This is a genomic window from Gammaproteobacteria bacterium, from assembly GCA_021648145.1.
GTDB lineage: Bacteria > Pseudomonadota > Gammaproteobacteria > JAADGQ01 > JAADGQ01 > S141-38.
Genome location: JAKITI010000023.1, coordinates 1 through 24,960 on the forward strand (window position 1 = coordinate 1; position 24,960 = coordinate 24,960).

18 protein-coding genes are annotated in these 24,960 nt (G+C 43.0%); 12 read left to right on the forward strand and 6 right to left on the reverse strand.

What is annotated here, in order from left to right; genetic code table 11:
* Positions 1–640 precede the first annotated feature (640 nt).
* Genes L3J70_11850 through L3J70_11860 form a run of 3 tightly spaced genes read left to right on the forward strand, consistent with a single transcriptional unit; the run spans position 641 to position 6,678 of the window.
* Positions 641–1,870, forward strand: a complete 1,230-nt coding sequence (locus tag L3J70_11850) for an exonuclease SbcCD subunit D C-terminal domain-containing protein (GenBank protein ID MCF6237044.1) — start codon at positions 641–643, stop codon at positions 1,868–1,870.
* A 41-nt stretch (positions 1,871–1,911) separates the two neighbouring features.
* Positions 1,912–3,414 (forward strand): YdiU family protein, encoded by a 1,503-nt coding sequence (locus L3J70_11855; protein ID MCF6237045.1) that lies wholly within the window; start codon positions 1,912–1,914, stop codon positions 3,412–3,414.
* Positions 3,415–3,456: 42 nt separating this feature from the next.
* Positions 3,457–6,678 (forward strand): AAA family ATPase, encoded by a 3,222-nt coding sequence (locus L3J70_11860; protein MCF6237046.1) that lies wholly within the window; start codon positions 3,457–3,459, stop codon positions 6,676–6,678.
* A 26-nt stretch (positions 6,679–6,704) separates the two neighbouring features.
* On the opposite strand, the gene L3J70_11865 is transcribed toward L3J70_11860, so the two are convergent.
* Entirely contained in the window at positions 6,705–7,811 is a 1,107-nt protein-coding gene (locus tag L3J70_11865) for an ATP-binding protein (protein ID MCF6237047.1), read from the reverse strand.
* Between the two features lie 295 nt (positions 7,812–8,106).
* Between L3J70_11865 and rapA the strand changes: the two genes are divergently transcribed.
* The 4 genes from rapA (at position 8,107) to L3J70_11885 (ending at position 13,673) form a co-directional block, all read left to right on the forward strand.
* A complete protein-coding gene (rapA, locus tag L3J70_11870; GenBank protein MCF6237048.1) occupies positions 8,107–10,980 on the forward strand; it encodes an RNA polymerase-associated protein RapA in 2,874 nt (957 codons plus the stop codon).
* Positions 10,981–11,021: 41 nt separating this feature from the next.
* Positions 11,022–11,369 (forward strand): arsenate reductase (glutaredoxin), encoded by a 348-nt coding sequence (arsC, locus tag L3J70_11875; protein MCF6237049.1) that lies wholly within the window; start codon positions 11,022–11,024, stop codon positions 11,367–11,369.
* A gap of 9 nt (positions 11,370–11,378) precedes the next feature.
* Positions 11,379–12,839, forward strand: a complete 1,461-nt coding sequence (locus tag L3J70_11880; GenBank protein MCF6237050.1) for a phosphomannomutase — start codon at positions 11,379–11,381, stop codon at positions 12,837–12,839.
* Positions 12,840–13,055: 216 nt separating this feature from the next.
* On the forward strand, positions 13,056–13,673 hold the full coding sequence (locus L3J70_11885; protein ID MCF6237051.1) for a protoglobin domain-containing protein: 618 nt from the start codon (positions 13,056–13,058) through the stop codon (positions 13,671–13,673).
* 116 nt (positions 13,674–13,789) lie between these two features.
* Here the strand turns inward: L3J70_11885 and L3J70_11890 are convergent, their stop codons facing one another.
* Together L3J70_11890 and L3J70_11895 are read right to left on the reverse strand one after the other, a co-directional pair.
* Positions 13,790–14,143, reverse strand: coding sequence for a roadblock/LC7 domain-containing protein (locus L3J70_11890; protein ID MCF6237052.1), 354 nt, complete (start codon positions 14,141–14,143; stop codon positions 13,790–13,792).
* Positions 14,144–14,249: 106 nt separating this feature from the next.
* A complete protein-coding gene (locus L3J70_11895) occupies positions 14,250–15,347 on the reverse strand; it encodes a hypothetical protein (GenBank protein ID MCF6237053.1) in 1,098 nt (365 codons plus the stop codon).
* Positions 15,348–15,496: 149 nt separating this feature from the next.
* On the opposite strand from L3J70_11895, the gene L3J70_11900 reads away from it, so the two are divergent.
* The gene (locus L3J70_11900) at positions 15,497–16,411 is read left to right on the forward strand and encodes a roadblock/LC7 domain-containing protein (GenBank protein MCF6237054.1); all 915 of its coding nucleotides are present in this window, start codon (positions 15,497–15,499) and stop codon (positions 16,409–16,411) included.
* A gap of 10 nt (positions 16,412–16,421) precedes the next feature.
* Here L3J70_11900 and tadA read toward each other — a convergent pair whose 3' ends face one another.
* From tadA to guaB, 3 genes are read right to left on the reverse strand one after another with little or no spacing between them, the layout of a single operon-like run.
* Positions 16,422–16,898, reverse strand: a complete 477-nt coding sequence (gene tadA / locus L3J70_11905) for a tRNA adenosine(34) deaminase TadA (protein MCF6237055.1) — start codon at positions 16,896–16,898, stop codon at positions 16,422–16,424.
* Positions 16,889–18,472, reverse strand: coding sequence for a glutamine-hydrolyzing GMP synthase (guaA, locus tag L3J70_11910; GenBank protein MCF6237056.1), 1,584 nt, complete (start codon positions 18,470–18,472; stop codon positions 16,889–16,891). The genes tadA and guaA overlap by 10 nt, the downstream gene beginning before the upstream one ends.
* A 10-nt stretch (positions 18,473–18,482) precedes the next feature.
* Entirely contained in the window at positions 18,483–19,943 is a 1,461-nt protein-coding gene (gene guaB / locus L3J70_11915) for an IMP dehydrogenase (protein MCF6237057.1), read from the reverse strand.
* An 82-nt stretch (positions 19,944–20,025) separates the two neighbouring features.
* Between guaB and xseA the strand changes: the two genes are divergently transcribed.
* The 4 genes from xseA to L3J70_11935 all read left to right on the forward strand — a co-directional run bounded on the left by xseA (position 20,026) and on the right by L3J70_11935 (position 24,795).
* Positions 20,026–21,405, forward strand: coding sequence for an exodeoxyribonuclease VII large subunit (gene xseA, locus L3J70_11920; GenBank protein ID MCF6237058.1), 1,380 nt, complete (start codon positions 20,026–20,028; stop codon positions 21,403–21,405).
* A 126-nt stretch (positions 21,406–21,531) separates the two neighbouring features.
* Positions 21,532–23,076, forward strand: a complete 1,545-nt coding sequence (locus L3J70_11925; protein MCF6237059.1) for a type I restriction-modification system subunit M — start codon at positions 21,532–21,534, stop codon at positions 23,074–23,076.
* Positions 23,069–23,596 (forward strand): DUF1016 N-terminal domain-containing protein, encoded by a 528-nt coding sequence (locus L3J70_11930; protein MCF6237060.1) that lies wholly within the window; start codon positions 23,069–23,071, stop codon positions 23,594–23,596. The genes L3J70_11925 and L3J70_11930 overlap by 8 nt, the downstream gene beginning before the upstream one ends.
* A complete protein-coding gene (locus L3J70_11935) occupies positions 23,593–24,795 on the forward strand; it encodes a restriction endonuclease subunit S (GenBank protein MCF6237061.1) in 1,203 nt (400 codons plus the stop codon). The genes L3J70_11930 and L3J70_11935 overlap by 4 nt, the downstream gene beginning before the upstream one ends.
* Positions 24,796–24,960 lie beyond the last annotated feature (165 nt).

The following is a 24,960-nucleotide window of genomic DNA, read 5'->3' on the forward strand; positions in this document are numbered from 1 at the left end:
GCTTTGGGAAGCGGTGCTGAAAGTTTGTCGTTGGCGTGTGAGACTTCATCTTGACTGGCTTGCCCTCCGCAACCACTTAGGAGCAGTACGGTTATTATGAGCATGAGTGCACGGTGTAATTTGAGGTCTGAAACTTTGATCTTTTTGAGATTTTTCATGGAATGACTCTTCAGTGATGCTGCTTTGAATTGTTACTAAAAGCCTATTTCACCTCAGGAGTAGATAGCAAGATGACCCAGACTGATTTTTCAAAATGTATAAAGTTCTTGCTCATTCCATTGAATGTCACAATCAGAATTTAGCCACTTCCAAAAGACATCGCCTCTATTTATAGGCCTGTGGAAATACTTTGTCAATTGTAATCATGGACTGAAAAATAATAACACAGCCACTCACTGATAGAGCGAGAAGGATTGAATTCATTCCATTCACCATGAAGTCTGTCGATCAATTCCATTTAAGTTAACAAATAGCAGTACACCGTAGGCAGGGATGAATTTGCGGAACCAATGTTGTGGGGTTTGCAAGCCCACTGCCAACCTATAAAAATATGGAAATTTAGCTTGAGTTAATAAAAATTGGATCGCACATGCTATTATTTTATGGCACGGCTAATATGGGCTGAAAAATAATGGCAAATATGAAAATTCTCCATACCTCGGACTGGCATCTTGGCCGGTCGCTTTATGGCCGTAAACGATACGATGAGTTCTCTGCATTTCTCGACTGGTTAGTCGAGACAATCAATCAGCAGCAGGTGGACGCACTGCTGGTTGCGGGTGATGTCTTTGATACAAGCACGCCAAGTAACTGGGCGCAGACACTCTATTATCAATTTTTGTGTCGCGTCGCGGCTTCATCATGTCGTCATATCATCGTGATTGCTGGAAACCACGACTCACCTTCATTCTTGAATGCACCGAAGGAGCTGCTGCGTGCACTTGATGTTCATGTCGTCGGTTTGGCTTCTGAAAATCCTGAAGATGAAATCTTGTTATTAGAAAATAGTGATGGCTCACCCGAGCTTATTATCTGTGCTGTGCCTTATTTGCGGGATCGTGATATTCGTGTGAGTGAGGCGGGTGAAAGTATTGATGATAAAGAACGTAAACTGATTGAAGGCATTCGCACTCACTATGGTGAGGTGTGTGAATTGGCCGAGAATCAGCGCAAGGCACTGGAGAGCGAAATTCCGATTATCGCGATGGGGCATCTTTTTACCGCAGGTGGAAAAACGACCGAGGGCGATGGTGTTCGCGAACTGTATGTCGGATCATTGGCGCATGTTACGCCCGCAATTTTTCCACCGTTCATTGACTATCTCGCATTAGGGCATCTTCATGTTCCACAAAAGGTGGGAGGCTCTGAAGTCAAACGTTATAGCGGATCACCATTGCCGATGGGGTTTGGTGAAGCCAAGCAGGAAAAGAGTGTCTGTCTGATTGAGTTTTCAGGCAGAAAGGCAACCGTATCATTAGTTAAAGTGCCACTCTTCCAAAAGCTTGAGCGTATCAAAGGCAGTTGGGATGAAATTTCAGCTCAGATTCAAATATTATCGGATAAGCAGAGCCAAGCTTGGTTGGAAGTGACTTATGAGGGTGAAGAGGTCATTGCTGACTTACGTGAACGTCTGGATGCTGCGATGGCTGAAACTGAGATGGAGATACTTCGTGTGAAGAGTAATCGCCTGGTCAATCGTGTTCTCAGTCGAATTGATGATAATGAAACACTGGATGACTTGAATGTGAATGATGTCTTTAAACGCTGCCTGGATGCGCATGACGTACCTGATGAACAGCGCTCGGAATTGTTGCTTTCCTATCAAGAAACAGTGACTTCTCTTTACGAAGATTCTCGAGATACGCTTTAAAAACTTAGGCTTGTTTTTTTGGAGTTGAGTTGATATAAAAAATGGAAAAAACTAAAATGCCTAATGCAGCGATTGATATTGGTTTGAAGTTTGACAATAGCTATGCTAAACAATTAGAGGGGTTTTATGTTTCACACCAGGGAGATAAAGTACCCACGCCCGCCCTGTTAAAATTGAATCACTTATTGGCAGAAGCGTTGGGGTTTGAGCTTGATCATTTGCAAGCAGAGGAAGTCGCAAGCATATTTTCGGGAAGTGTTTCACCCACGGGCGCAGCTCCGTTAGCACAAGTGTATGCAGGTCATCAGTTTGGCAGCTTTAGCCCCCAATTGGGAGATGGACGAGCCTTGCTACTAGGGGAAATCATCAATCGAAATGGTGAGCGATACGACATCCACCTCAAAGGCTCTGGCCCGACACCATTTTCACGCGGTGGAGATGGCAAGGCCGTGCTGGGGCCCGTGCTGCGTGAATACATTATGGGTGAAGCTATGCATGCGCTTAATGTACCGACAACGCGCGCTTTGGCGGTGGTTATTACGGGTGAAAAAATCATGCGTAAAGAGCTGCTTCCTGGAGCTGTGTTGACACGTATTGCGGCAAGCCATCTGCGTGTAGGTACATTTCAATTTTTTGCAAATCGTAATGAAACCGACAAGGCAAAGCAGCTTGCAGACTATACAATCGAGCGCCACTTTCATGAACTTGTGGAAGACCAAAACCCTTATCTTGGCTTACTGCGCACGGTATGCGATAGGCAAGCGGCTTTGATAGCGAAGTGGATGCTGGTGGGTTTTGTGCATGGGGTGATGAATACCGATAACATGACACTCTCTGGCGAAACCATTGACTACGGGCCGTGTGCGTTTCTCGATCAGTATGACCCCGCGACAGTATTCAGCTCTATTGATAAACATGGCCGCTATTCTTATAGCAATCAACCCAATATTGCACAGTGGAATTTGGCTCGATTTGCTGAAACCTTACTGCCTTTGATTGCAGGCGATAAAGAGGAGGCTGTCAAACTTGCGTCTCATGAAGTCAATGCTTTTTCCCGCCACTACCAAAAATATTGGCTCACTGGTGTGCGCACCAAGCTCGGATTGACGACCATAGAAGAAGGTGATTTTACGCTTGCTCATGATCTTCACCTTGCGATGGAAGGGCAGAATGTAGACTTTACTCTGTTGTTTCGAGGGCTTGCTGATGCAGTTCGAGGTAAAACAGATGTGGCACGAAAACTATTTGATACCCCGGGAAAATTTGATCAATGGCATACACGCTGGGCTGAACGCTTGGCGCGTGAATCGGTAGAACCCGAGCAGCGCATCGCCTCCATGAATGCAGTGAATCCGCTCTATATTCCACGCAATCACAAGGTTGAAGAAGCCCTGTATGCCGCTGAAAAAGAGTCCAATTATGCACCGTTTGAAAAATTGATGACGGTTCTCACAAATCCTTTTGAAAAACAGGAAAATTTAAGCGAATATGCAGAGCCTGCACCTGAAAGTTTTGCTTCTTATCAAACATTTTGTGGCACCTAATATGGGGTATGGTGCGTTTGTCGGATAGTGCAACGGTGACTCATGAAAATTCTCCAGATACGTTTTAAAAACCTGAACTCACTGGTGGGTGAGTGGGCGATTGATTTAACACATCCCGCTTATGTCTCGGATGGAATATTTGCCATTACGGGGCCGACGGGTGCGGGTAAAACAACCATTCTCGATGCGATTTGTCTGGCACTTTATGGCCGAACGCCGCGTCTGGATAAAATCACCAAAAGTGTCAATGGAATCATGTCACGGCAAACGGGCGAGTGCTTTGCCGAAGTCACTTTTGAAACTCAGTCGGGGCGATATCGTTGTCACTGGGGGCAGCATCGTGCACGCAAAAAAGCGGGCGGTGAGTTGCAGTCACCGAAACATGAGATAGCCGATGCGGATTCGGGGAAAATTATCGAATCAAAACTTCGGGGTGTGGCTGAAAAAATTGAAACCGCGACAGGAATGGATTTCGACCGTTTTACTCGCTCGATGTTATTGGCACAAGGTGGTTTTTCCGCATTTCTGCAAGCCGCACCTGATGATCGTGCGCCCATTTTGGAACAGATTACTGGTACAGAGATTTATAGTCAGATTTCAATGTCTGTTCATGAGCGCCGTACCGATGAAAAAAATAAACTGAACATTCTTCAAGCCGAGCTGGATGGAATGCAACTTCTGAGTGAAGAAGATGAGAGGGATCTGAGGGAGAGCTTGAAGCAACAGGAGCCTCAGGAAGCTGATCTAAGCCAGCAAGTTGAGCAAAAAAATCGAGAAATTACCTGGCTTACCAGTATTGAGCGCCTTGAAAAAGAACAGGAGATACTTGAAGAAAAAAAGCAGAACCTGCTTGTTCGAGTGGATGAATTTAAACCCGAGCTTGAGCGGCTTGAATGTGCTAATAAAACGATGGAGCTGGCGGGTGAATACAGCCGTCTGACTTCACTGCGTGGTGAACAAAAAACGGATCAAAATAACCTGAAGGAATACCAGTCAAAACTTCCGAAATACGAGGAAGAGGTTCAACAGTATGAAAACTCATGGAAACACGCACATGAAAATTTGATACAGAAAAAAGAGGCACAAAAAAAAGGGCTTCTGACAATTCGTAAAGTTAGGGATTTAGACTCTAAACTCAGTGAAAAAGCAGAGCCCATTAAAACAGTAGAGAAGAGTATTGCACAGACGCAGGAGTCTCTTAGAGCTGTTTGTGGCAGCCATCAAAAGGATCGCGAAGATTTCAAATTAAAAAACTCAGCACTTGAAAAAGTTTTGGAAACTCTCAGTAAAAGTAAAGCCGATGAAAGATTGATTGCACATCTCGCTGGAATAGAAAAGCAGTTCGACAGACTTTATGAGCTTGAAGAAAAACATCGTGACAAGCTTAATGGGTTAGATGTCGCCAAGGCAAATAGAAGAGATACACTTCAAGTGTGGCGTGAACAGTCAACTCGACTTGAATCCCATAAAAAGAGGTTTGATGCCGAAACGAGTGTTTTTGCTGGAAAACAAGTTGAATTTAAGAGGGTTTTGGCAGGTAGAGAGATTATGTATTGGCGAAATGCACTCTCTGAACTGCAGGTTAAAAAAGGTTTTGAAGAAGCCAGAGATCAACTTCGAGATGGTGAATTATGTCCATTATGTGGGGCAGAAGAACACCCTTTTACAGCAGAAAATAACTTAAAAATTAAACAGGAAAATAATGAAGATCTGGAAAGCACAGAAAAAATTGTGCAGACCGCCGAAGCGTACGAAAAAGAAATTTCTACATTGCGTGATGCAATGGAATCAGCAAAAGATGCTGTAACACAACTGGATATAGAGACTCGAAGCGCCGCCCATAAAAAAGGTACCCATAAACAAGAAGTTGATCGAATAGAAAAAGAGCTGGAAATTCTTGTCGAACAGCTAAAGAAAGCAGAGCAAGATACTTTGCATGATCTGTTGCCGTATGGAATTAAAAGCCTGGCGGGCGATATATTGGGTGACTTAACATCACGCCGTGTTCAGTGGCAGGAACGGCGACAGGAAAAGGTCGAGCTTGAAAAGTTTATTTCATCTTTGGAGCTCAAGACTCAGCACCAAACTGAGCAAATTAAAAAGAGTGAAACCGAGCTTGAAAAACAGTTAGATGAACGCTCCATTTTGATTCATGCACGAGACTCTTTAAATCACCAGCGGCAAATGATTTTTGGAGATAAAAATTCAGATATTGAAGAGCACAGTCTGCTATCAGCCGTCGAAAAGTGTGAAAAAAATCTGGAGGATTCACATCATATTTATAACTCTGCAACTCAAAAGCTGGGTGAACTGAGAAGTAATATTGATGTGGTCGATCGAAAAATTATTGCAAGATCAGAAACATTAAAAAATGATGAGCCGAAATTTCTAGCTCGGTTGAGCAAGTTTGGCTTTATTGATGAAGAGCGTTACCTGGCGGCTCTCTTGCCAGAAGATGAGCGTAAAAATTTGATGCACCAGGCTCAGCGATTAAAAACTGAACAAACAGAGTTGAATGCAAGGCTGCAAGATAAAATAGCACTGCTAAAGATAGAACGAAAAAAACATATGACGGATCAACCCCGAGAATTGCTTGTAGAAAAGCTGGAGAGCTTGAGCAACGCTTTGAATGAACTTCGCAAAGTGCTGGATGGAATTCTCCATAAGTTGAATGAAAATGAGAATTTGAGAAGCCAGCAGCAGACACGTACCCAAGCCATTGATGCACAAAAAATTGAATGTTCACGCTGGGATATGTTGCATGAATTGATCGGCTCTGCTGATGGGAAAAAATATCGTAATTTTGCTCAGGGTTTAACATTTGAAATGATGGTAGGACATGCGAACCGGCAGTTACAAAAAATGACGGATCGCTATCTTCTGATCAGAGACAGCGCGCAGCCGCTTGAGCTGAATGTCATTGATAACTATCAAGCCGGTGAAATTCGTTCGACCAAAAATCTGTCGGGGGGTGAAAGCTTTGTCGTGAGCCTCTCTTTGGCGTTGGGTTTGTCAAATATGGCCAGTAAAAACGTCCGCGTTGATTCACTATTTCTGGATGAAGGTTTTGGTACTTTAGATGAAGAGGCACTGGATAGCGCTCTGGAAACACTTGCCGGACTGCAACAAGAAGGCAAACTGATTGGTGTGATTTCTCATGTGACAACGCTTAAAGAGCGAATTAGTACTCAAATAGAAGTGAGCCCTCATACAGGTGGAAGAAGTATGATCAGAGGGCCTGGGTGTCATCACATTCTTAACTAATGATGCAAGCAATTGGGTTGTTACTTTTACAACTCAAACACTCTAAAAATATTCCTAAAATTAATGAGTGATGTATTGTCGCTCAAATTAATATCTTCGCCGTTATAGACAAGATAACTCTTTGAACATTTATTAGATATTTCTGAAAATTTTTTGAGCCCTTTAAGCTGATCTTTTGAATACGTTACTGCGGATTTTATTTCGATGGCAATAAGCTCTCGACCATTTTGAAAGACTAGGTCAACCTCATTCCCATTGCTGTCTCTAAAATAATAGAGGTTGGCAAGCTTCCCTTGGTTGTATCGTTCTTTAAAGCACTCAAGAACTACAAGGTTCTCGAAAATATTGCCAATAAGAGGATCTCGGCTAATTTGCTCCTTTTTTTTGATGCCTAACATAAATGTCAGAAGCCCTACATCCATAAAATAATATTTTGGTGACTTAATGACACGCTTACCAAAGTTCTCAAAGTAGGCGGGTAGCTTAAAGAGAATAAAAGAAGCTTCCAGGATTGAGAGCCAGTGGCTGATCGTCTTTGAATCAACACCGACTTCGTTAGCAATAGAACTCGCATCGAAAATCTGTCCCACTCGCCCTGCAATCAGCTTTAGAAATTTCTCAAAGAGAGATAGATTTTTCAGGTTAATTAATTGCCTGACATCTCTTTCTACATAGGTTTGATAATAGTTGGAGTGAACCGTTTTCGGCCTGATATCTTGATCATAAACTCTTGGAAGAAACCCTTTATAACAATACCCTTCAAAGCTATCTGAATTAAAACCAGAGCTTAAAAGCTCTGAAATAGAGAGCGGTAATAAGGTTAATATTGCTGTTCTTCCAGCCAGTGATTGAGTGATCGACTCTTGCAATTTCAGCTGATGTGACCCCGTAAGAATGAATCGGCCATTCACTTTTTCGTTATCCACCAAAACCTGCAAGTAGCTTAAAAGCTCAGGAACTCTTTGAATTTCGTCAATAATGACCCTGGATTTAAATTGAGCCAAATAGGCCTTCGGATCATCGGCTGCAAACTGGCGTATTTCAGGATCTTCCAAATTTGAATATTGGTAGCCTGTTAATATGTCCCTAACCAAGGTTGTTTTACCAGACTGCCTTGGGCCCAGTATCGTCACAATCGGGTACTCACTAAGAAGTACTTTTAGTTCACTGAGGATTTTTCGAGTTATCATATTTTTATGTAATAATGGAGTTTAACTCTATTATTACATAAAAGCAGGTGCGGTGGGTGTTTTTGCCTCTGGGAAGTGCTGTTTTAGACTACTGCTACTGGGTTATGCGTTAATTAACAATACCAGTTATTCCATGTACGTTCCTGATTTTTCCAATTGTCAGCAATTATTAATTCTATCCTTTATCTAAAAATCGTATGATAGAGAAATTCAAAATATTCGTAACAGTGGAGATTCAATGGAGCAGTTTGTTGCAAATCAGCGTTGGGTAAGTGAGACAGAAGCTGAGTTAGGGTTAGGAACGGTTATTGCGGTGGATCATCGAATGGTGACGGTGCTGTTTCGAGCCAGTGATGAGCAGCGTTGTTATGCCATTGATAATGCACCACTCACACGAGTGCGCTTTGCGGTCGGTGATACGGTTGAAAGCTGTGAAGGTTGGCCTTTGAACATCACTTCAGTCGAAGAAACTGAGCATATTCTCACCTATGTTGGAGTGCGAGAAGATGGCCAGTCGTGCCGTTTGCCTGAAGTTGCACTCTCTGATCACATTCAATTTAGCAAACCACAAGAGCGCTTGTTTACAGGGCAAATTGACTCCAGTAAACGCTTTAAAATGCGGTATGACACACTGCGGCTTCGGGCGAAGCAGGCTGTATCCGAAGTACATGGGCTTTGTGGCGCACGTGCGGCGCTGATTCCACATCAAATTTATATTGCCCATGAGGTCGCAACTCGGTATGCACCGCGCGTTTTACTGGCTGATGAAGTTGGGCTGGGTAAAACCATTGAAGCGGGCATGATTTTGCATCATCAACTGCAAACAGGTCGTATTAATCGTGCTTTGATTATCGTGCCCGAGTCACTCTGTTTCCAGTGGCTGGTTGAGATGTTACGACGCTTTAATCTCTCGTTCAGTCTGTTTGATGAAGAGCGTTGTGAGTCAAATGATAGTGATGACAATCCTTTTATGGATGAACAATTGGTATTGTGCAGCTTGCCTTTTTTGCTTGATTCACCGCAGCGCCGTGAGCAGGTGTTGGACGGTGAATGGGATATGCTGATTGTTGATGAGGCACATCATCTGGGTTGGTCAGAAGAGAAGGTCAGTGATGAATATCAGTTAATTGATGAGCTTTCTCAAGAGACCAAAGCGATTTTATTGCTCACTGCGACACCTGAGCAGCTCGGTGTGGCCAGCCATTTTGCTCGCTTGCGATTGCTTGATCCGAGTCGTTTTTATTCACTGGAACAGTTCATTAAAGAAGAAGCTGAATATGCGCCTGTAGCGGAGGTTGCCGATGCATTGGTGGCGGATGAGCCACTGTCTGCAGCTGCGAAAGTGGTTTTGTTAGAAAAACTGGGCGAGACTTATAGCGATTCCATTGAGCTGCTCAGTGAAAAGAGAACTGAAGATGAGTCACAGCAACAAGCGCGTCAGCAATTATTAGATGCATTACTGGATCGCCATGGAACGGGGCGCGTTCTGTTTCGCAATACGCGCAAAACAGTCGCGGGTTTTCCCGAGCGTGTTGTTCACGGTTATCCGCTGAATTTGCCTGAAGCCTATCATGATGCGGCGAATGATGAGTCGGTCATGGTTCGGTTGCATCCTGAAATGTTGCACCAATTTAATGTGGTGCCCAAAAAATGGTGGGCATTCGATCCACGTGTTGATTGGTTATGTGAAAAGTTAGAAGAGTTTTCAGGCGAAAAAATATTGTTAATCTGTGCACAACCACAAACAGTATTGGAGCTGGAAGAGGCGCTGCGCCATAAAAGTGGCCAACGTGTCGCGGTGTTTCATGAAGGCATGAGCATCGTTCAGCGAGATCGGGCGGGAGCCTATTTTGCAGATATGGAAGAGGGCGCTCAAATTCTACTCTGTTCTGAAATTGGCAGTGAAGGGCGTAATTTTCAGTTTGCCCATCACCTGGTTTTGTTTGACTTGCCGTTGAACCCAGACCTGCTTGAGCAGCGCATCGGGCGGCTTGATCGTATCGGTCAAACATCCACAATTCAGATTCATGTTCCCTATTTTGAGGATACCGCTCAAGCGATTTTGTTTGAATGGTATGAACAGGGTTTAAGTGCATTTACTCACACTTGTCCGGCAGGTCATGCCGTATTTGAGCAGATGCAGGAAGTGTTGGTGGATGCACTTTTATCTCTGGATGAAACAAAAACAGCGGCACTATTGCAAGAGACATCACACACACATCAAACTTTGAATGAAGCGTTGCAAAAGGGTCGCGATCATCTGCTTGAGCTGAGTTCGTGCCGCTCACAGCAGGCAGGTGAACTGCTGGATGAAATCAATTTGTCGGCTGAATCACTGGCGTTACAAAGCTATATGGAACGTGCGTTTGATCAGTTTGGTATTGAGACAGAAAACCAGTCGGCGCAATGTTATGTGGTGCGCCATGGCAATCACATGCACATTTCAGGGCTTGCCGGATTGTTCGAAGAAGGGACGACGGTGACTTACCATCGCCAAACGGCACTTTCGCGTGAAGATACTCAATTTTTGACGTGGGAACATCCGATGGTACTGGATGCGATGGATCATATTGTGAATGGTGAGCGGGGCAATGCCGCCATTCTTGTGATTGATGGCAGCGAAATTGAAGGGAAAAGCTCTTTATTGTTAGAAACGCTGTTTGTCGTTGAAAGCCCTGCGCCTAAATCACTGCAATTAACCCGTTATTTGCCACCAGAAACGGTACGAGTGCTACTGGATCATACGGGAATTGACCTCTCATCTGAACTGGATCATCAAACTATTAATGATCGTAAGTTAAAGAAAAAAATTGCAAAAACAACTCTTAAACAGATTGTGAAAAGCCAGCGAGACGTGGTTCTTGAACGTGTAAAAGATGCAGAAAAAATTGCAGAAACGGCACTGCCTGAAATTAAGGCGGCGGCTTGGGAGAAAGCAGAACAAGCACTCGGCTCAGAAATTCAGCGCCTGCAACAGCTTAGAGAAGTAAATCCCAATATTCGTGAAGATGAGATCGAATATTTGAAGGAAAAAATGGTTGACCTGAAACAGCATATTGAAACGGCCAGTTTAAAGCTGGATGCGTTGCGTGTGGTGTTGGTGTCCAGGTAGCCGTGTTCAGCCGAAATTAAATGCTATTGAGGAATTATTAAATGACAACAACTATTTATCATAATCCACGGTGTACTAAATCGCGCCTGACATTACAGTTATTACAAGATAAGGAGATTACCCCTGTCGTGGTGGAATATTTGAAAACACCACCGAGTGCCGAGGTTTTGAAAGAAATTCTGGATATGTTGGGTATGACACCTCAAGAGTTGATGCGTAAAAATGAGGCGGTCTATAAAGAGAATAATTTAGGTAACTCAGAGCTGGATGATCATGCCTTGATTGAATTTATGGTGAAACATCCAACTTTAATTGAGAGACCGATTGTTGTTAATAATGGCAAGGCTGCGATTGGTCGCCCGCCCGAATCAGTTTTAGAAATTCTCTAAGGAAGTACCATGGCATTAAAGTTTGGCACCAGTGGTGTACGCGGTTTGGTCACTGAGATGACGGATCGTGAATGTTATCTTTATACCCGTGCATTTATTAAGCACTTGAAGCAACGAGCGGATATAAAAGGGATTTCAATTTCAGGGGATCGCAGAGACAGTACGATGCGAATTATGACGGCGGTGGCTCAAGCGGTCACCGATGATGGTTTGCAGGTCGATTATTGTGGCTTTATTCCAACACCTGCACTCGCATATCACGCGATGATGGATGGCAAGGCTTCGATTATGGTGACAGGCAGTCATATTCCTGATGATCGTAACGGCATTAAATTTTATATGCCATGGGGGGAGATTCTCAAAAAAGATGAACAGAAGATAACGGGCTATCACCCTATCATTGCGAATCAAGAGCAGACTTCTTGTTTTGATGAATCAGGAATGTTTTCAGAAAGTGTGGTCTCATTAGGTGGTGCGAATCCAGTTGCAATGCGGCGTTATGTTGAGCGCTATGTCTCTCTGTTTCCTCAGGATTATTTAAACGGCTTTAAGGTTATTTTTTATCAGCATTCGACTGTCGGTCGAGATGTGATTCCTGAAATTTTGGAAAAGCTCGGAGTGGAGGTGATTCGCGTTGCACCGTCGGATCAATTTATTCCTGTCGATACGGAAGCCGTCTCTGATCCAGAGCAGCTCGCGGCCTGGGTGAAAGAGCATGGGGCGGATCTGCTTGCATCCGCTGATGGTGATTCTGATCGTCCGTTAGTAGTTGATGAGTTGGGCAGTCTTATTCGTGGTGACGTGATGGGTATTTTAACCGCTCGTTTCCTGAAGGCAGACTCAGTGGTTGCGCCGGTCAGTTGTAATACCGCGCTTGAAAAAAGTGGTTATTTTCCTGAAACCATACGCACCAGAATTGGCTCTCCATTTGTGATTGAAGCGATGTTATCAGCCATTGATAAAGGTAAAAAATCAGTTGTGGGTTATGAGGCCAACGGTGGTTTTTTAACGGCAAGTGATATTGCTATTGGAGAACATATTTTAACCGCACTGCCCACACGCGACGCGGTGATTCCTATTCTGGCTTTGCTGGTTTTGGCCAAGGAGAGTGATACTCCAGTGTCGAAATTAGTGGATAATTTGCCGCGTCGCTTTACTGCAAGTGGTCTAATAAAAGAGTTTCCGAGTGAAATCGGGCAACGGCTCGTGGCTGAAATTAATGATCAAGGTGCCGTGCTGATTGAGCGCTACTTTGGGGCGCTCATGGGTCGTGTGAAATCCATAGATAACACCGATGGTGTACGCATTACATTTGATAGTGATGATATTGTTCATATGCGTCCATCCGGTAATGCACCTGAATTTCGCTGTTATACCGAATCTTCCAGTAAAGTTGAGGCAGAGAAAAATAGTATCCGTGCGCTAAAGATAATTAATGAAGTTATTCGGCCGAGTTATGAGAAGGAATAAAATTCTGGCACCATAAGTTGCATGAGTTATTTCGTGATTGCTCCTTCAGACTATTAATTTTTCTGAACAAAATATCATACACTGCTATTATTGAAAGACCATCTGGAATGCGAATTTGCCAAGTGCGTCAAGAGGTCGTGCTAGAAATTGTGATATAAATCGGTTTTTCTAGGGTATAGTTTTTTTATGTGTTTTTAAAAGCAAGGAGCACTTCTTATGAGTCAAGTTACTGAACTTTTTTCTACCATCTCTTCTCTGGTTGATTATCAAGAAAATGATTGGAATATTCTGCAGGAAGAGGCGGAAACGATTGCTTTATGGGCACCCGAAATTATTGATGTTTTCTATGATACGCTCTACGTTCTGGATGAAACGAAAGCAGTTTTCAAGGAAGGAGAGCGCTCCAAAGTTGAAAAAACATTAGCGGACTGGATTGTCACGATTGTAAGTGGTAAAAAACGAGATGAGTTTTGGGAGCGTCAATGGTATGTTGGTCTGCTTCATGTGAAGAGGAGCGTTAAAAATATTTATATGCTGGGCATGATGAACCGAGTTCAGCAGGTCGTATTGGCTCACTGTGTTGAAACATACGATAAGGATCGAGCTTACTTGGTGTTTGGGGCGTTTTTGCGTATTAGTGGCACTATTTCTGCTTTAATTGCTGAGAGCTATGGGCTTGTTGTCGAGAGTAGTACTCAGGCGGGTCTATCTAAAGTTGGAATGAATCCTATGCTTCTAAAGCGTATAAAAGATCAACAAATAGATAAAATGCTTGAAGAAGCAAAATCTAAGCGCCAAACGGCACACAGTGAAGCTGCAACCTGTGAAGCTTAACGTATTCCTTTTCGCGGTGTACGTCAAACCTTTCTAAGCTTATAAAATTATTGAATATACAGGTCTGTTGTAATTTACCTAAACCCAGATGTTTCCATCTGGGTTTAGTGATCTATTTACATGGCATTTAGTAGTTCGTCAACACCTCTCTTAACGGCAAAACGTACTCCGCCAATAACGGCAGTAGCATCAGTAAATAGTGCCAGAATATCATCACCAATTGTAGCGATAATAACTTTTCCGTGGTCAAACTCAGCTAAATATTGAGTCATTCCACCTAAGTTAAATTCTCCTCCCAAGCTTTCTGATGTACCAATGGCTGTTGCAACCATTGCTCCCAAGGCTTCCATGTCGACAGTATCAGAGGCGACACTTTCGATAACAAACCCATCACGCCCCACTAATGCAACAGCATTAACGCCATTTATTTTTAAAAAATTATCGAGAACTTTATTTAAGTCTTTTCCCATTTTGAAACTCCACTTACTCTATATTGCTTGGTTGACGAAAAAATATTTATAGCCTCTGACTGGGTATTATACAGTCGATATGAAGCTATCCGTAGGGTTTGATATTCTACTTCTCCCCATTATAAGGAAATATGCTTTGAATAATCCAGTTTGAAATTTTTTGTTCATCATTCTGAACTCCAAAATGGACATGTTTTAAGTGCTGAAATAGAAAATGTTGCTGCTTGTAAATTTTTAATGGGTCTGAAGCCGGTTCAATTAAATGAATAACATCATGATGAGCTAGGTTTAGTATAGTCATCAAGGCGATGTTGTATTGATCTGATAGCGGCTCAAGATTTTCTAGGGAAATTAATACAGAATTAAAATCACCTAGTCGCTCAAACCATTTTTGCTCAGAGTGCTTTAAAAGTTTATCGGTAGTGAGGCCTAAAATATAAATAACAGTATTTCTAGAGAGTGTTAAACGCCACAAAATAGTAGTTTCTTGTTCGCCATCTATTTTAAAAGACACAGGTTTCCCATGAATTTGTGTAAAAAACTTTTCAATAAACTGTTTGTCTCCAAATACAGCGAGCATTAAGTTGCTATCACTTTGCTGTATGACACTATTGATAAGGCGCGGAATACTGCTGGTCTTTATAGACTTGCAAATACTGTTATGGTTTTCAGGACTATTTAGTGCATCTTCAATTTTTGAACGTGCCTCCTGACCATCAAGTTGATTGATAACTTTTTTAAAAGAGGCCTGCCTGTTTTTTATAAGCTGGTTGATTAAATCGACTGCTTGAGTGTAAAAGCTTATTGATTCAGACAGTTCAGTTGGCTTTTCTTTTTTATCCAGAATATTCTGGATATTTTTTAATAAGTCGCTTTTAGATGTAGATGCAATTTTTTCTGCTTTACGAAAAAGTGTTTGAGTTGAAGTGAAAAGATGATCTTGATGGTTTTCAATGTGATGCTTTTCAATTTCATCTGAAATATCAGTTGCACTATCCAAAAAAATTTGGACATATTGTATTTTATTGTGTTTAAGCAAGCTATCTGATGTTGTTAACAAATTGTTGAGTATATCAACTGTTTCAGTTATTTCGTGTTTGATTCCCCAATATGACAGAAGCGTGAATAACTGCTTTAAAATTTCCACTTTTCCCATCAAGCTAGTATGATGTGCGCGTAATTCAGTTGATTTTTTTTGCACCATTTCTTGTTAGTACCTGGTTTTGACTTTTTTATTGTTCAGGGTTGATTGATGTGGCAAGTATTTGAGTTTCTTCTCAGTTTTTTGCTATGCATTTATTGATGTTTATCTTATAGCATAATTTTTTCATAGAATGTAAGTGGTTAAATTAAATGAAACAGGAACAGGAACAGGAACAGCAAGTTTCGAAAAAAGAGATTGCAGTTGTTCCTGACAAAAAACAAAAGCTCTTTTTGCCTTTTTCTCGATGGTTTGAGCAAATATTTTTCTGGTATAAAAAAAATAGAGTCAAGAGCCCGAAAAGTGAGCGGCACTCAAATATTGATATATCCAATTTAAACTCATCAATTGATTTATTAATAGATGATAGTCAATCACTCCCTGAGCTGGATTTGTCTTCGGAAGAGCCTGTTAATAAAAATAGTAATTCAGACAGTGGTGCCAAGACAAAACAGCAAAAATTGCTTAAAGAGTTCGCACTTTTAAGTGGCATTGAGCTTTCACCTCAATTTGTTGCTGACTTTAGAGATAGCGTGGAAAATCAGCTTGAAAAAAAGTATTTACCTCCTCCCTTGGTGCGTGAGCCAGAACGTACCTCTTCTATTGATAATATAGATTCTGAAAATAATATTACCGAGAGTGATGTTAAATTTTCGGGTGTGGCTGGAGATGACAGTTTAAGTCAAAACTTGATCAGCAAGCCTGCATACGAAGAAGAAGCAATGGGGTTGATCTTATCTGAGTTAAAAAATATTAATTTAATTAATTTAGCTGTTATCACTGGGGCAGATGGTGCTGTTTTGGCTCACAGTAATTTCAAAAGTCTAAATAAAAATACCTTTGAAGATGTCATGCTTCGATCCGTGAAGCATTTTCATAGTTTAGGTCAAAAAGCTGGTCTAGGTTTGTTGGAACACTCCGTTATTGAGTTTGAAGAAGGGAAGCTTATTGTTGAGAGCCTAGGCGAAAGTACACTTTTTATTATCGTTGATCATTCAGCAATATCAGGTTTAATTCGAAAAAAATCGAAAATTCAAATCGAAAAATTGAAATTAATTTTGAACTGAGTTCTCTAAATTAATTTTTTCTGGCATCCCTTCTTTTTTTAAAAAACTTAGAAAGTAACTGACCACACTCCTCGGCTTTTACTCCCGCTGTGCAGCTTACCTTATGGTTAAGGTTCTCATGATTCAGTAAGTTGAACACAGTTCCCGCAGCGCCTGTTTTTGGGTCACTTGCGCCATAAACAAGGCGTTTTATTCGGGCGTGAATCATTGCCCCTGCACACATCGGACAAGGTTCTAATGTGACATAGAGCGTTGTATTACACAGGCGATAATTACCCACTGTTTGCGCGGCGGCTCGAAGTGCGATAATTTCTGCGTGAGCGGTAGGGTCGTGATTTGTGATGGGTTGATTCCAGCCTTCCCCTATAATTTTGTTATCTTTAACAACAACTGCGCCGACAGGAACTTCGCCTATGGTCTCTGCATGCGCGGCTAAACCCAGGGCGTGGTCAATCCACTCTTCATCAGATTTTACGTTTATTCCCATTCAATGGTCGCGGGGGGCTTTCCTGAAATGTCATAAGTGACACGGGAAATTCCATCAATTTCATTGATGATTCTGCGGGATACAATATCAAGCATCTCATAAGGTAAATGTGCCCAGCGTGCAGTCATGAAATCAATGGTTTCGACAGCACGTAACGCAATGACATAATCATAACGTCGCCCATCGCCCATCACTCCAACTGATTTTATCGGCAGGAAAACAGCAAAAGCCTGACTGGTTGAGTTGTACAGGTCATGGTTATGCAGCTCTTCGAGAAAGATGGCATCGGCAGGGCGCAGCAGGTCAGCAAACTCTTTTTTCACTTCACCTAATATACGCACGCCAAGGCCCGGGCCAGGAAATGGGTGGCGATAAACCATGTCATGAGGTAAACCTAACTCCACACCGAGCTTTCTCACTTCATCTTTGAAAAGTTCACGTAGGGGTTCGACCAGCTTGAGCTTCATAGTATCGGGCAGTCCGCCGACATTATGGTGGGTTTTGATCACATGGGCTTTACCTGTTTTAGAGCCTGCTGATTCAATCACATCAGGGTAGATCGTACCTTGAGCAAGCCATTTAATATTATTGAGCTTTTCAGACTCTTCCTCAAAAATTGTGATAAACAGATTGCCGATAATTTTGCGTTTTTTCTCAGGATCAGCTTGACCTTTGAGTGCATTAAGAAAGCGATCTTCAGCATTGACTCGAATGACGTTGATGCCCATGTGTTTTTTGAAGGTTGCCATCACCTGATCGCCTTCATTTAAGCGAAGCAAGCCATTATCAACAAAAATACAGGTGAGTTTGTCGCCAATCGCTTTATGCAGCAGAGCGGCAACAACGGAAGAGTCCACGCCACCTGATAGCGCTAGCAATACATCATCATTACCCAGCTTATCTTTTAGCTTCTGGATGCTCTCTTGGGCAATATTTTCAGTGGTCCAGAGTGCTTCGCATTGGCAAATTTCAACAATGAAACGCTGTAAAATACGTCCACCTTGATGCGTATGAGTCACTTCTGGATGAAACTGTATGCCGTAAAAATGACGTGATTCGTCACCAATTCCGGCAATTGGAGCGGAATCAGTGCTGGCAATGCGAATAAAACCATCGGGCAGTTCAGTCACTTTATCGCCATGACTCATCCATACATCAAGCATGCCGTAGCCTTCTTCAGTGGTATGGTCTTCGATGTCACGTAATAAATTTGAGTGGCCACGGGCACGGACTTGTGCGTAACCAAATTCACGATGCGATGAAGATTCTACTTTACCGCCCAGTTGAGCGGCCATGATTTGCATGCCGTAACAGATGCCAAGAACAGGAACATTCAGCTCAAAAACAATGGAAGGTGCCGTCGGTGAATCTTCACCCGTGACTGAGTCAGGGCCACCTGACAGAATGATACCTTTGGGTTTGAAGTCGCGGATATCATCCGCATCAATATCGTAAGGGAGTATTTCACAATAAACACCCAGCTCACGGATGCGACGACCAATCAGTTGTGTGTATTGCGAGCCGAAATCTAAAACCAGAATGCGGTGATCGTGAATATTATGTGAATGAGTCATGGTTTTAGGCTTAATTTCCTCTGTGGTAATTCGGAGCTTCTTTAACGATCGTGACATCATGAACATGGCTCTCTTGCATACCTGCGCTACTGACGCGAACAAATTCAGGTTTTGTACGCATTTCAGTCAGATTTTTACAACCGGTATAACCCATGCTGGCACGAACGCCACCCATGAGCTGGTGGATAATTGGAATGATACCGCCTTTGTAGGCCACGCGTCCTTCAATGCCCTCTGGAACGAGTTTCTCAGCTTGAGATCCATCTTGAAAGTAGCGGTCACTGGAGCCTTGTTGCATCGCACCTAAAGAGCCCATGCCACGGTAAGCTTTATAAGTTCGGCCTTGAAACAGTTCAACTTCACCCGGTGACTCTTCAGTGCCTGCAAACATACCGCCAATCATGACGATATAAGCGCCCGCAGCAATTGCTTTGGCAATATCACCCGAGTAGCGAATTCCGCCGTCAGCAATCAAAGGAACTCCGCTGCCTTCAAGCTCTTTGGCAATATTGTTGATGGCACTGATTTGAGGAACCCCCACGCCTGTGACGATACGTGTTGTACAGATAGAGCCAGGGCCGATACCGACTTTTACCGCATCAGCACCGGCATCAACCAAGGCACGAGCCGCCTTTGCTGTGGCAATGTTGCCACCAATGACTTGAATGTCTGGATAGTTCTTTTTAACCCACTGAACGCGATCCAAAACACCTTTTGAATGACCGTGAGCGGTATCGACGACAATCACATCAACATCAGCAGCTATCAGTGCTGCAACACGCTCCTCGGTTTCAGCGCCTGTGCCGACTGCCGCACCGACACGTAATCGACCTAACTCATCTTTACATGCATTAGGAAAATCTGTTGATTTTTGAATATCTTTGACAGTAATCATGCCGCGCAGATGAAAATCATCATTAATCACCAGTATTTTTTCAATACGGTGTTTATGCAGTAATTTAAGAACCTCTTCACGACTGGCTCCTTCTTTGACGGTGACCAAACGCTCTTTTGGAGTCATGATGTTGGTAATAGGGTCATTAAGTTGTGTTTCAAAACGAAGGTCACGACTGGTCACAATACCGAGCAGGTTGTCACCATCCACAACGGGAACACCAGAGATATTATTAGTACGGGTAATCTCCATCACATCACGAATCGTAGTGTCTACGGTTGTTGTGACAGGTTCCGTAATAATTCCGCTTTCGAATTTTTTAACTCGACGGACTTCAGCCGCTTGTTGTGCGGGAGTCATATTTTTATGGATAATTCCCATACCACCCTCTTGAGCCAAAGCGATGGCCAGACGAGATTCTGTGACAGTATCCATCGCAGAAGAGATCAGTGGAATATTAAGGCTGATGTTACGAGTCAGTTTTGTTTTTAGCGTGACCTCTTTAGGTAATACATCGGAGTAATCCGGTTGAAGTAATACATCATCAAAAGTTAAGGCATCTTGAATGAGGCGCATAGAACACTCCGTATATGCAAGCAGTTAGATTTTTCGGTGGCACATTATAAGCCTTGTCTGTGAAAAAATGAATGAGCAAGGTATGATCAATTGCATGAATGAACATCAATCTCCCACCTTACAGCGAAAAATCTACACAATTTCTGACCTCAACAGCGAAGCACGCTGCCTTCTTGAGAGTAATTTCCCACTGCTTTGGGTTGAAGGCGAGGTTTCAAACTTTGCCAGCCCATCTTCAGGGCACTTTTATTTCACTTTAAAAGATAACTCTTCTCAAGTTCGCTGTGCCATGTTTCGGAATCAAAATCGTTATATTGATTTTGTTCCAAAGAACGGTGATCAGGTTTTAGCACGCGTTCGTGTGAGCCTTTATGAAGGGCGGGGCGAATTTCAACTGATTGTTGAAAACCTGGAAGCAGCCGGTGATGGGGCTTTGCAGCGTGCTTTTGAGCAACTCAAACAGCGCCTTAATAGAGAAGGGCTGTTTGAAGAGAGAAATAAAAAACCACTTCCCAGCTTTCCCGCAATAATTGGTGTGGTGACATCACCCACAGGGGCGGCGATTCGCGATATTCTTGCTGTATTAAATCGGCGTTATCCGTTGGCGAACGTTATTATTTATCCCACACTCGTTCAAGGTGAGGGAGCAGGCCAGCAAATTGCAAAAATGATTGAGCGGGCGGATGAAGCTCAGAACTGTGATGTATTGATTGTTGCTCGGGGTGGCGGATCTCTTGAGGATTTATGGGCCTTTAATGAAGAGGTGGTGGCGCAGGCGATCTATTATGCGATGACACCTGTTATTTCAGGTGTAGGCCATGAAATCGACTTTACGATTGCTGATTTTGTCGCAGATCAGCGTGCACCAACACCATCGGTAGCGGCTGAAATGGTGACACCTGATGGGGCGGCGTTGCTAAATCAGTTTGAACAATACCAGATGCGATTGATGGAGCTTCAAGCCAGTTGTATAACCCAAAAACAGCAAGTGCTCTCATGGTTGACGCAGCGACTGGTGCAACGCCACCCAGGGCAGCAGTTGATGGCTCATGCGCAACGTGTAGATGAGTTGGAGCAGCGTTTGCAAAAAGCCATGCAACGCTTTCTGCAAAAACAAGAGAGCCAGTTAGAGAAGCAGAGTGTTGCGTTAAAGCATCAAGTGCCTACACTCAAGTTGAACCAATATGGTCAGACACTGGATTCTTTGGAAGGCCGATTGAATGGGGTGATGCAACAAATACTCAATAAACCCCGTGAAAAATTAAGGGAACTGAGCCGGGCTTTAGATGCGGTGAGTCCATTGGCGACATTGGATCGAGGCTATTCGATTGTACGCAGTTTGCCGCAGCGCCGAGTAGTACGCATCGAAAGTGATGTGAAACCGGGTGATAAAATAGAAGCGCAGATGGCGTTCACGTCCTTGGTGTGTACCGTTGATGAAATTAAAGCAGACCCTTCATAAAAAACAGGTTTTAATCAAAGTAGTAAGTGGTCAAGTGAAACTTGGAGGGATGAGTGTTGCGTATTCTCATACGTTAGCTTCCAAAAAATTCACTTATCAATAGTGAATTAAATAAACGGAAACAAAATGGCAAAAAAAAAAGAAATACAAGCAGAACCACTGGAAAAACAACTGTGGAAATCGGCTGATAAGCTCAGAAAAAACATAGACGCGGCCGAATACAAGCACGTACTTCTCGGCTTAATCTTTCTTAAATATATTTCCGATGCCTTTGAAGAGCTATACGTCACATTAAAAGCGGGTGAAGGTGAATATGCGGGAGCTGATCCCGAAGACAAGGACGAATACCAAGCCGAAAACGTCTTTTTTGTGCCAGCAGATGCCCGCTGGTCACACCTGCAAGCCCATGCCAAACAGCCCACCATTGGCAAAACCGTTGATGGCGCAATGGATGCCATAGAAAAAGAAAATGCTTCTTTAAAAGGTGTGTTACCCAAAGTCTATGCACGGCAAAACCTTGACCCCACCAGCTTGGGCGAACTGATTGATCTCATCAGCAATATCGCTTTAGGCGATGCAAAATCCCGCAGTGCTGATGTGTTGGGGCATGTATTTGAGTATTTCCTTGGTGAATTTGCCTTGGCCGAAGGTAAAAAAGGCGGACAGTTCTATACCCCCAGAAGTGTGGTTGAACTGCTGGTAGAGATGCTCGAACCCTACAAAGGACGGGTGCTTGACCCTTGCTGTGGTTCGGGCGGGATGTTTGTACAATCCGAAAAATTTGTGACCGAACATCAAGGAAAAATAAACGATATTTCCATCTACGGGCAAGAGAGCAATCAGACCACTTGGCGGCTGGCCAAAATGAACCTCGCCATTCGTGGCATCGACAGCTCGCAAGTTAAATGGAACAACGAAGGCTCATTTTTAAACGATGCCCACAAAGACCTCAAAGCCGATTACATTATTGCCAATCCACCGTTTAATGTCAGCGATTGGAGCGGTGATTTACTCCGCAAAGACGGACGCTGGCAATACGGCACACCGCCCACCGGCAATGCCAACTATGCGTGGATACAACATTTTATCTATCACCTTGCCCCCAGCGGGCAAGCGGGCTTTGTACTGGCAAAAGGGGCGTTAACCTCCAAAACATCAGGCGAAGGTAACATTAGAAAAGCACTGGTCGAAGCAGGCTTGATTGACTGCATTGTCAACCTGCCCGCCAAACTGTTTTTAAACACCCAAATTCCCGCCTCCCTTTGGTTTTTAAGCCGCAACCGCGCCAATGGCAAGTTTCGTGATAGACGCAATGAAATCCTGTTTATTGATGCCCGCAATATGGGGCATCTCATCAATCGTCGTACCCGTGAACTCTCCGCAGAAGACCTAAAAACCATTGCAGGCACGTATCACAATTGGCGAAACCCAGAAGGCGATTACGAAGATGTTAAGGGCTTTTGTAACGCCGCACCCATTGAGAGAGTCAAAGAACTGGATTATGTCCTCACCCCAGGGCGATATGTGGGGCTGGCCGTGGAAGAAGATGATTTTGATTTTAGCGAACGCTTTAGCAACCTTAAAGCCGAATTTGAAAGCCAGTTAAAAGAAGAAGCCGAACTCAATCAGCGGATATTGGAGAATCTGGCAAAGGTGAAGATAGATGGCTAAGAAAAAAGGCATGGCAACGACTCAAATTTCTGTTGAATACCAAACACTCTACTCTGGTATCAGGCAACGGATTGCCGAAGCACGCTTATCTGTTATAAAGCATGTCAATCAGACCTTGACAGTGACATATTGGCAAATTGGTAAGCAGATACAGTTCCAAGTTTTGGATAATAACCGTGCTGAATACGGCAAGCAAACAGTACAAAAACTCAGCCAGCAACTCAGTAATGAATTTGGCAAGGGATTTAGCTACTCGGCTTTAAGCCGTATGGTGAAATTTTATCAAGCATTTTCCGATAAAAATATTATTGCGACACTGTCGCAACAATTAAGCTGGTCGGTGCGTACCTTGCGTGAACGTATGGACGGCATGTTATTTGAACGCAGTGCCATTGCCAAACAGCCTGAAAAAGTTATTAGGCAAGAACTGGCAAAGCTGGAACAGTCAGAAACCTCATCTATTTTCTCGCTCCCACGTGGGAACATATACCCAAACCGAGCGATTGGAGGTTGGGGATGAGTGAGTGGCGGGAGGTCTCGTTAGGGTCATTGCTTAAATTAATTACAAAAGGAACAACGCCTCCTAAAGGTAAAGGGTTTGTTGAGCATGGAATAAATTATATAAAGTCAGATGCTATAAACTATGACGGCAGGATAGATGTAACTAAATTTGTTGCTATTGATAAAGAAACGCATCATAAGTTCAAACGATCTCAGCTTGAAGAACTTGATATCCTTTTTTCTATGGCAGGTGCTTATTTAGGTAAAAATGGAATTGTATTAAAGAATATGCTTCCTGCAAATACTAACCAAGCACTTGCGATTCTAAGGGTCAACCAAGATTTGGCATTACCCTACTACATTAGCCAATTTTTAAGTCAAACAAGCATGATTGACTATATAAATAATATGTCTGGGCAGTCTGCACAGCCAAATATTAATTTCCAAGAAATTTCGAGTATAGAAGTCAACCTCCCTCCCCTCCCCGAACAAAAAGCCATAGCCGAAGTATTAAGCTCGCTGGATGATAAAATCGACCTGCTCCACCGCCAGAACAAAACCCTTGAACAGATGGCAGAAACCCTGTTTCGCCAGTGGTTTGTGGAAGAGGCTGGGGAGGATTGGGGGGAAGGGGTTATTTCTGATTTAATTGATTTCAATCCTAAGCGGGTTTTAGCAAAAGGAACTATAGCCACATATTTGGAAATGACTTCTTTGAATACGCAGACATTCAATCCAACAGGTTGGTATGCCAGAGAATTTAAGTCTGGAACAAAATTTATTAACGAAGATACACTTCTCGCTCGAATTACACCATGCTTAGAAAATGGAAAAACAGCGTATGTAACATTTTTAGAAGAAAAAGAGGTTGCTTGGGGATCTACAGAATATATTGTCATGCGATCTAAAGAAGGAGTTCATCCATTTTTTGCTTATACACTCGCACGAAACAAGGATTTTAGAGAGTATGCCGAGGGCTGTTTGGCGGGTTCTAGTGGAAGGCAGCGCATTGACTTAGGGCACCTTAAAAATTTTGATATATCAATTCCCCCTCAAAATATTATTGAGGACTTTAATAAAACGTTGGAAACAATTGTTCCTAAATTAAAAATGAATGCTACCCAAATCCGTACCCTACAATCCCTCCGCGATACCCTCCTACCCAAACTCATGAACGGTGAAGTTCGGGTAAGCTACGACAAGGAGACAAGTTTATAATGCAAAATCAAATCGAAATCTACCAAAGTAAAGATGGCCAAACACAGGTTGAAGTAAAGCTAGAGCAAGATTCGGTTTGGCTTAACCGTCAGCAGTTATCCCAGTTATTTGACCGTGACATTAAAACCATCGGCAAACATATAAATAATGTCTTTAGGGAAGGTG

What these genes read in the sequence shown, in the direction of transcription:
- L3J70_11850 (MCF6237044.1), top strand. Translation starts at nt 641, where the DNA reads ATGAAAATTCTCCATACCTCGGACTGGCATCTTGGCCGGTCGCTTTAT.
- L3J70_11855 (MCF6237045.1), top strand. Translation starts at nt 1,912, where the DNA reads ATGGAAAAAACTAAAATGCCTAATGCAGCGATTGATATTGGTTTGAAG.
- L3J70_11860 (MCF6237046.1), top strand. Translation starts at nt 3,457, where the DNA reads ATGAAAATTCTCCAGATACGTTTTAAAAACCTGAACTCACTGGTGGGT.
- rapA (MCF6237048.1), top strand. Translation starts at nt 8,107, where the DNA reads ATGGAGCAGTTTGTTGCAAATCAGCGTTGGGTAAGTGAGACAGAAGCT.
- arsC (MCF6237049.1), top strand. Translation starts at nt 11,022, where the DNA reads ATGACAACAACTATTTATCATAATCCACGGTGTACTAAATCGCGCCTG.
- L3J70_11880 (MCF6237050.1), top strand. Translation starts at nt 11,379, where the DNA reads ATGGCATTAAAGTTTGGCACCAGTGGTGTACGCGGTTTGGTCACTGAG.
- L3J70_11885 (MCF6237051.1), top strand. Translation starts at nt 13,056, where the DNA reads ATGAGTCAAGTTACTGAACTTTTTTCTACCATCTCTTCTCTGGTTGAT.
- L3J70_11890 (MCF6237052.1), bottom strand. Translation starts at nt 14,143, where the DNA reads ATGGGAAAAGACTTAAATAAAGTTCTCGATAATTTTTTAAAAATAAAT.
- L3J70_11895 (MCF6237053.1), bottom strand. Translation starts at nt 15,347, where the DNA reads ATGGTGCAAAAAAAATCAACTGAATTACGCGCACATCATACTAGCTTG.
- L3J70_11900 (MCF6237054.1), top strand. Translation starts at nt 15,497, where the DNA reads ATGAAACAGGAACAGGAACAGGAACAGCAAGTTTCGAAAAAAGAGATT.
- tadA (MCF6237055.1), bottom strand. Translation starts at nt 16,898, where the DNA reads ATGGGAATAAACGTAAAATCTGATGAAGAGTGGATTGACCACGCCCTG.
- guaA (MCF6237056.1), bottom strand. Translation starts at nt 18,472, where the DNA reads ATGACTCATTCACATAATATTCACGATCACCGCATTCTGGTTTTAGAT.
- guaB (MCF6237057.1), bottom strand. Translation starts at nt 19,943, where the DNA reads ATGCGCCTCATTCAAGATGCCTTAACTTTTGATGATGTATTACTTCAA.
- xseA (MCF6237058.1), top strand. Translation starts at nt 20,026, where the DNA reads ATGATCAATTGCATGAATGAACATCAATCTCCCACCTTACAGCGAAAA.
- L3J70_11925 (MCF6237059.1), top strand. Translation starts at nt 21,532, where the DNA reads ATGGCAAAAAAAAAAGAAATACAAGCAGAACCACTGGAAAAACAACTG.
- L3J70_11930 (MCF6237060.1), top strand. Translation starts at nt 23,069, where the DNA reads ATGGCTAAGAAAAAAGGCATGGCAACGACTCAAATTTCTGTTGAATAC.
- L3J70_11935 (MCF6237061.1), top strand. Translation starts at nt 23,593, where the DNA reads ATGAGTGAGTGGCGGGAGGTCTCGTTAGGGTCATTGCTTAAATTAATT.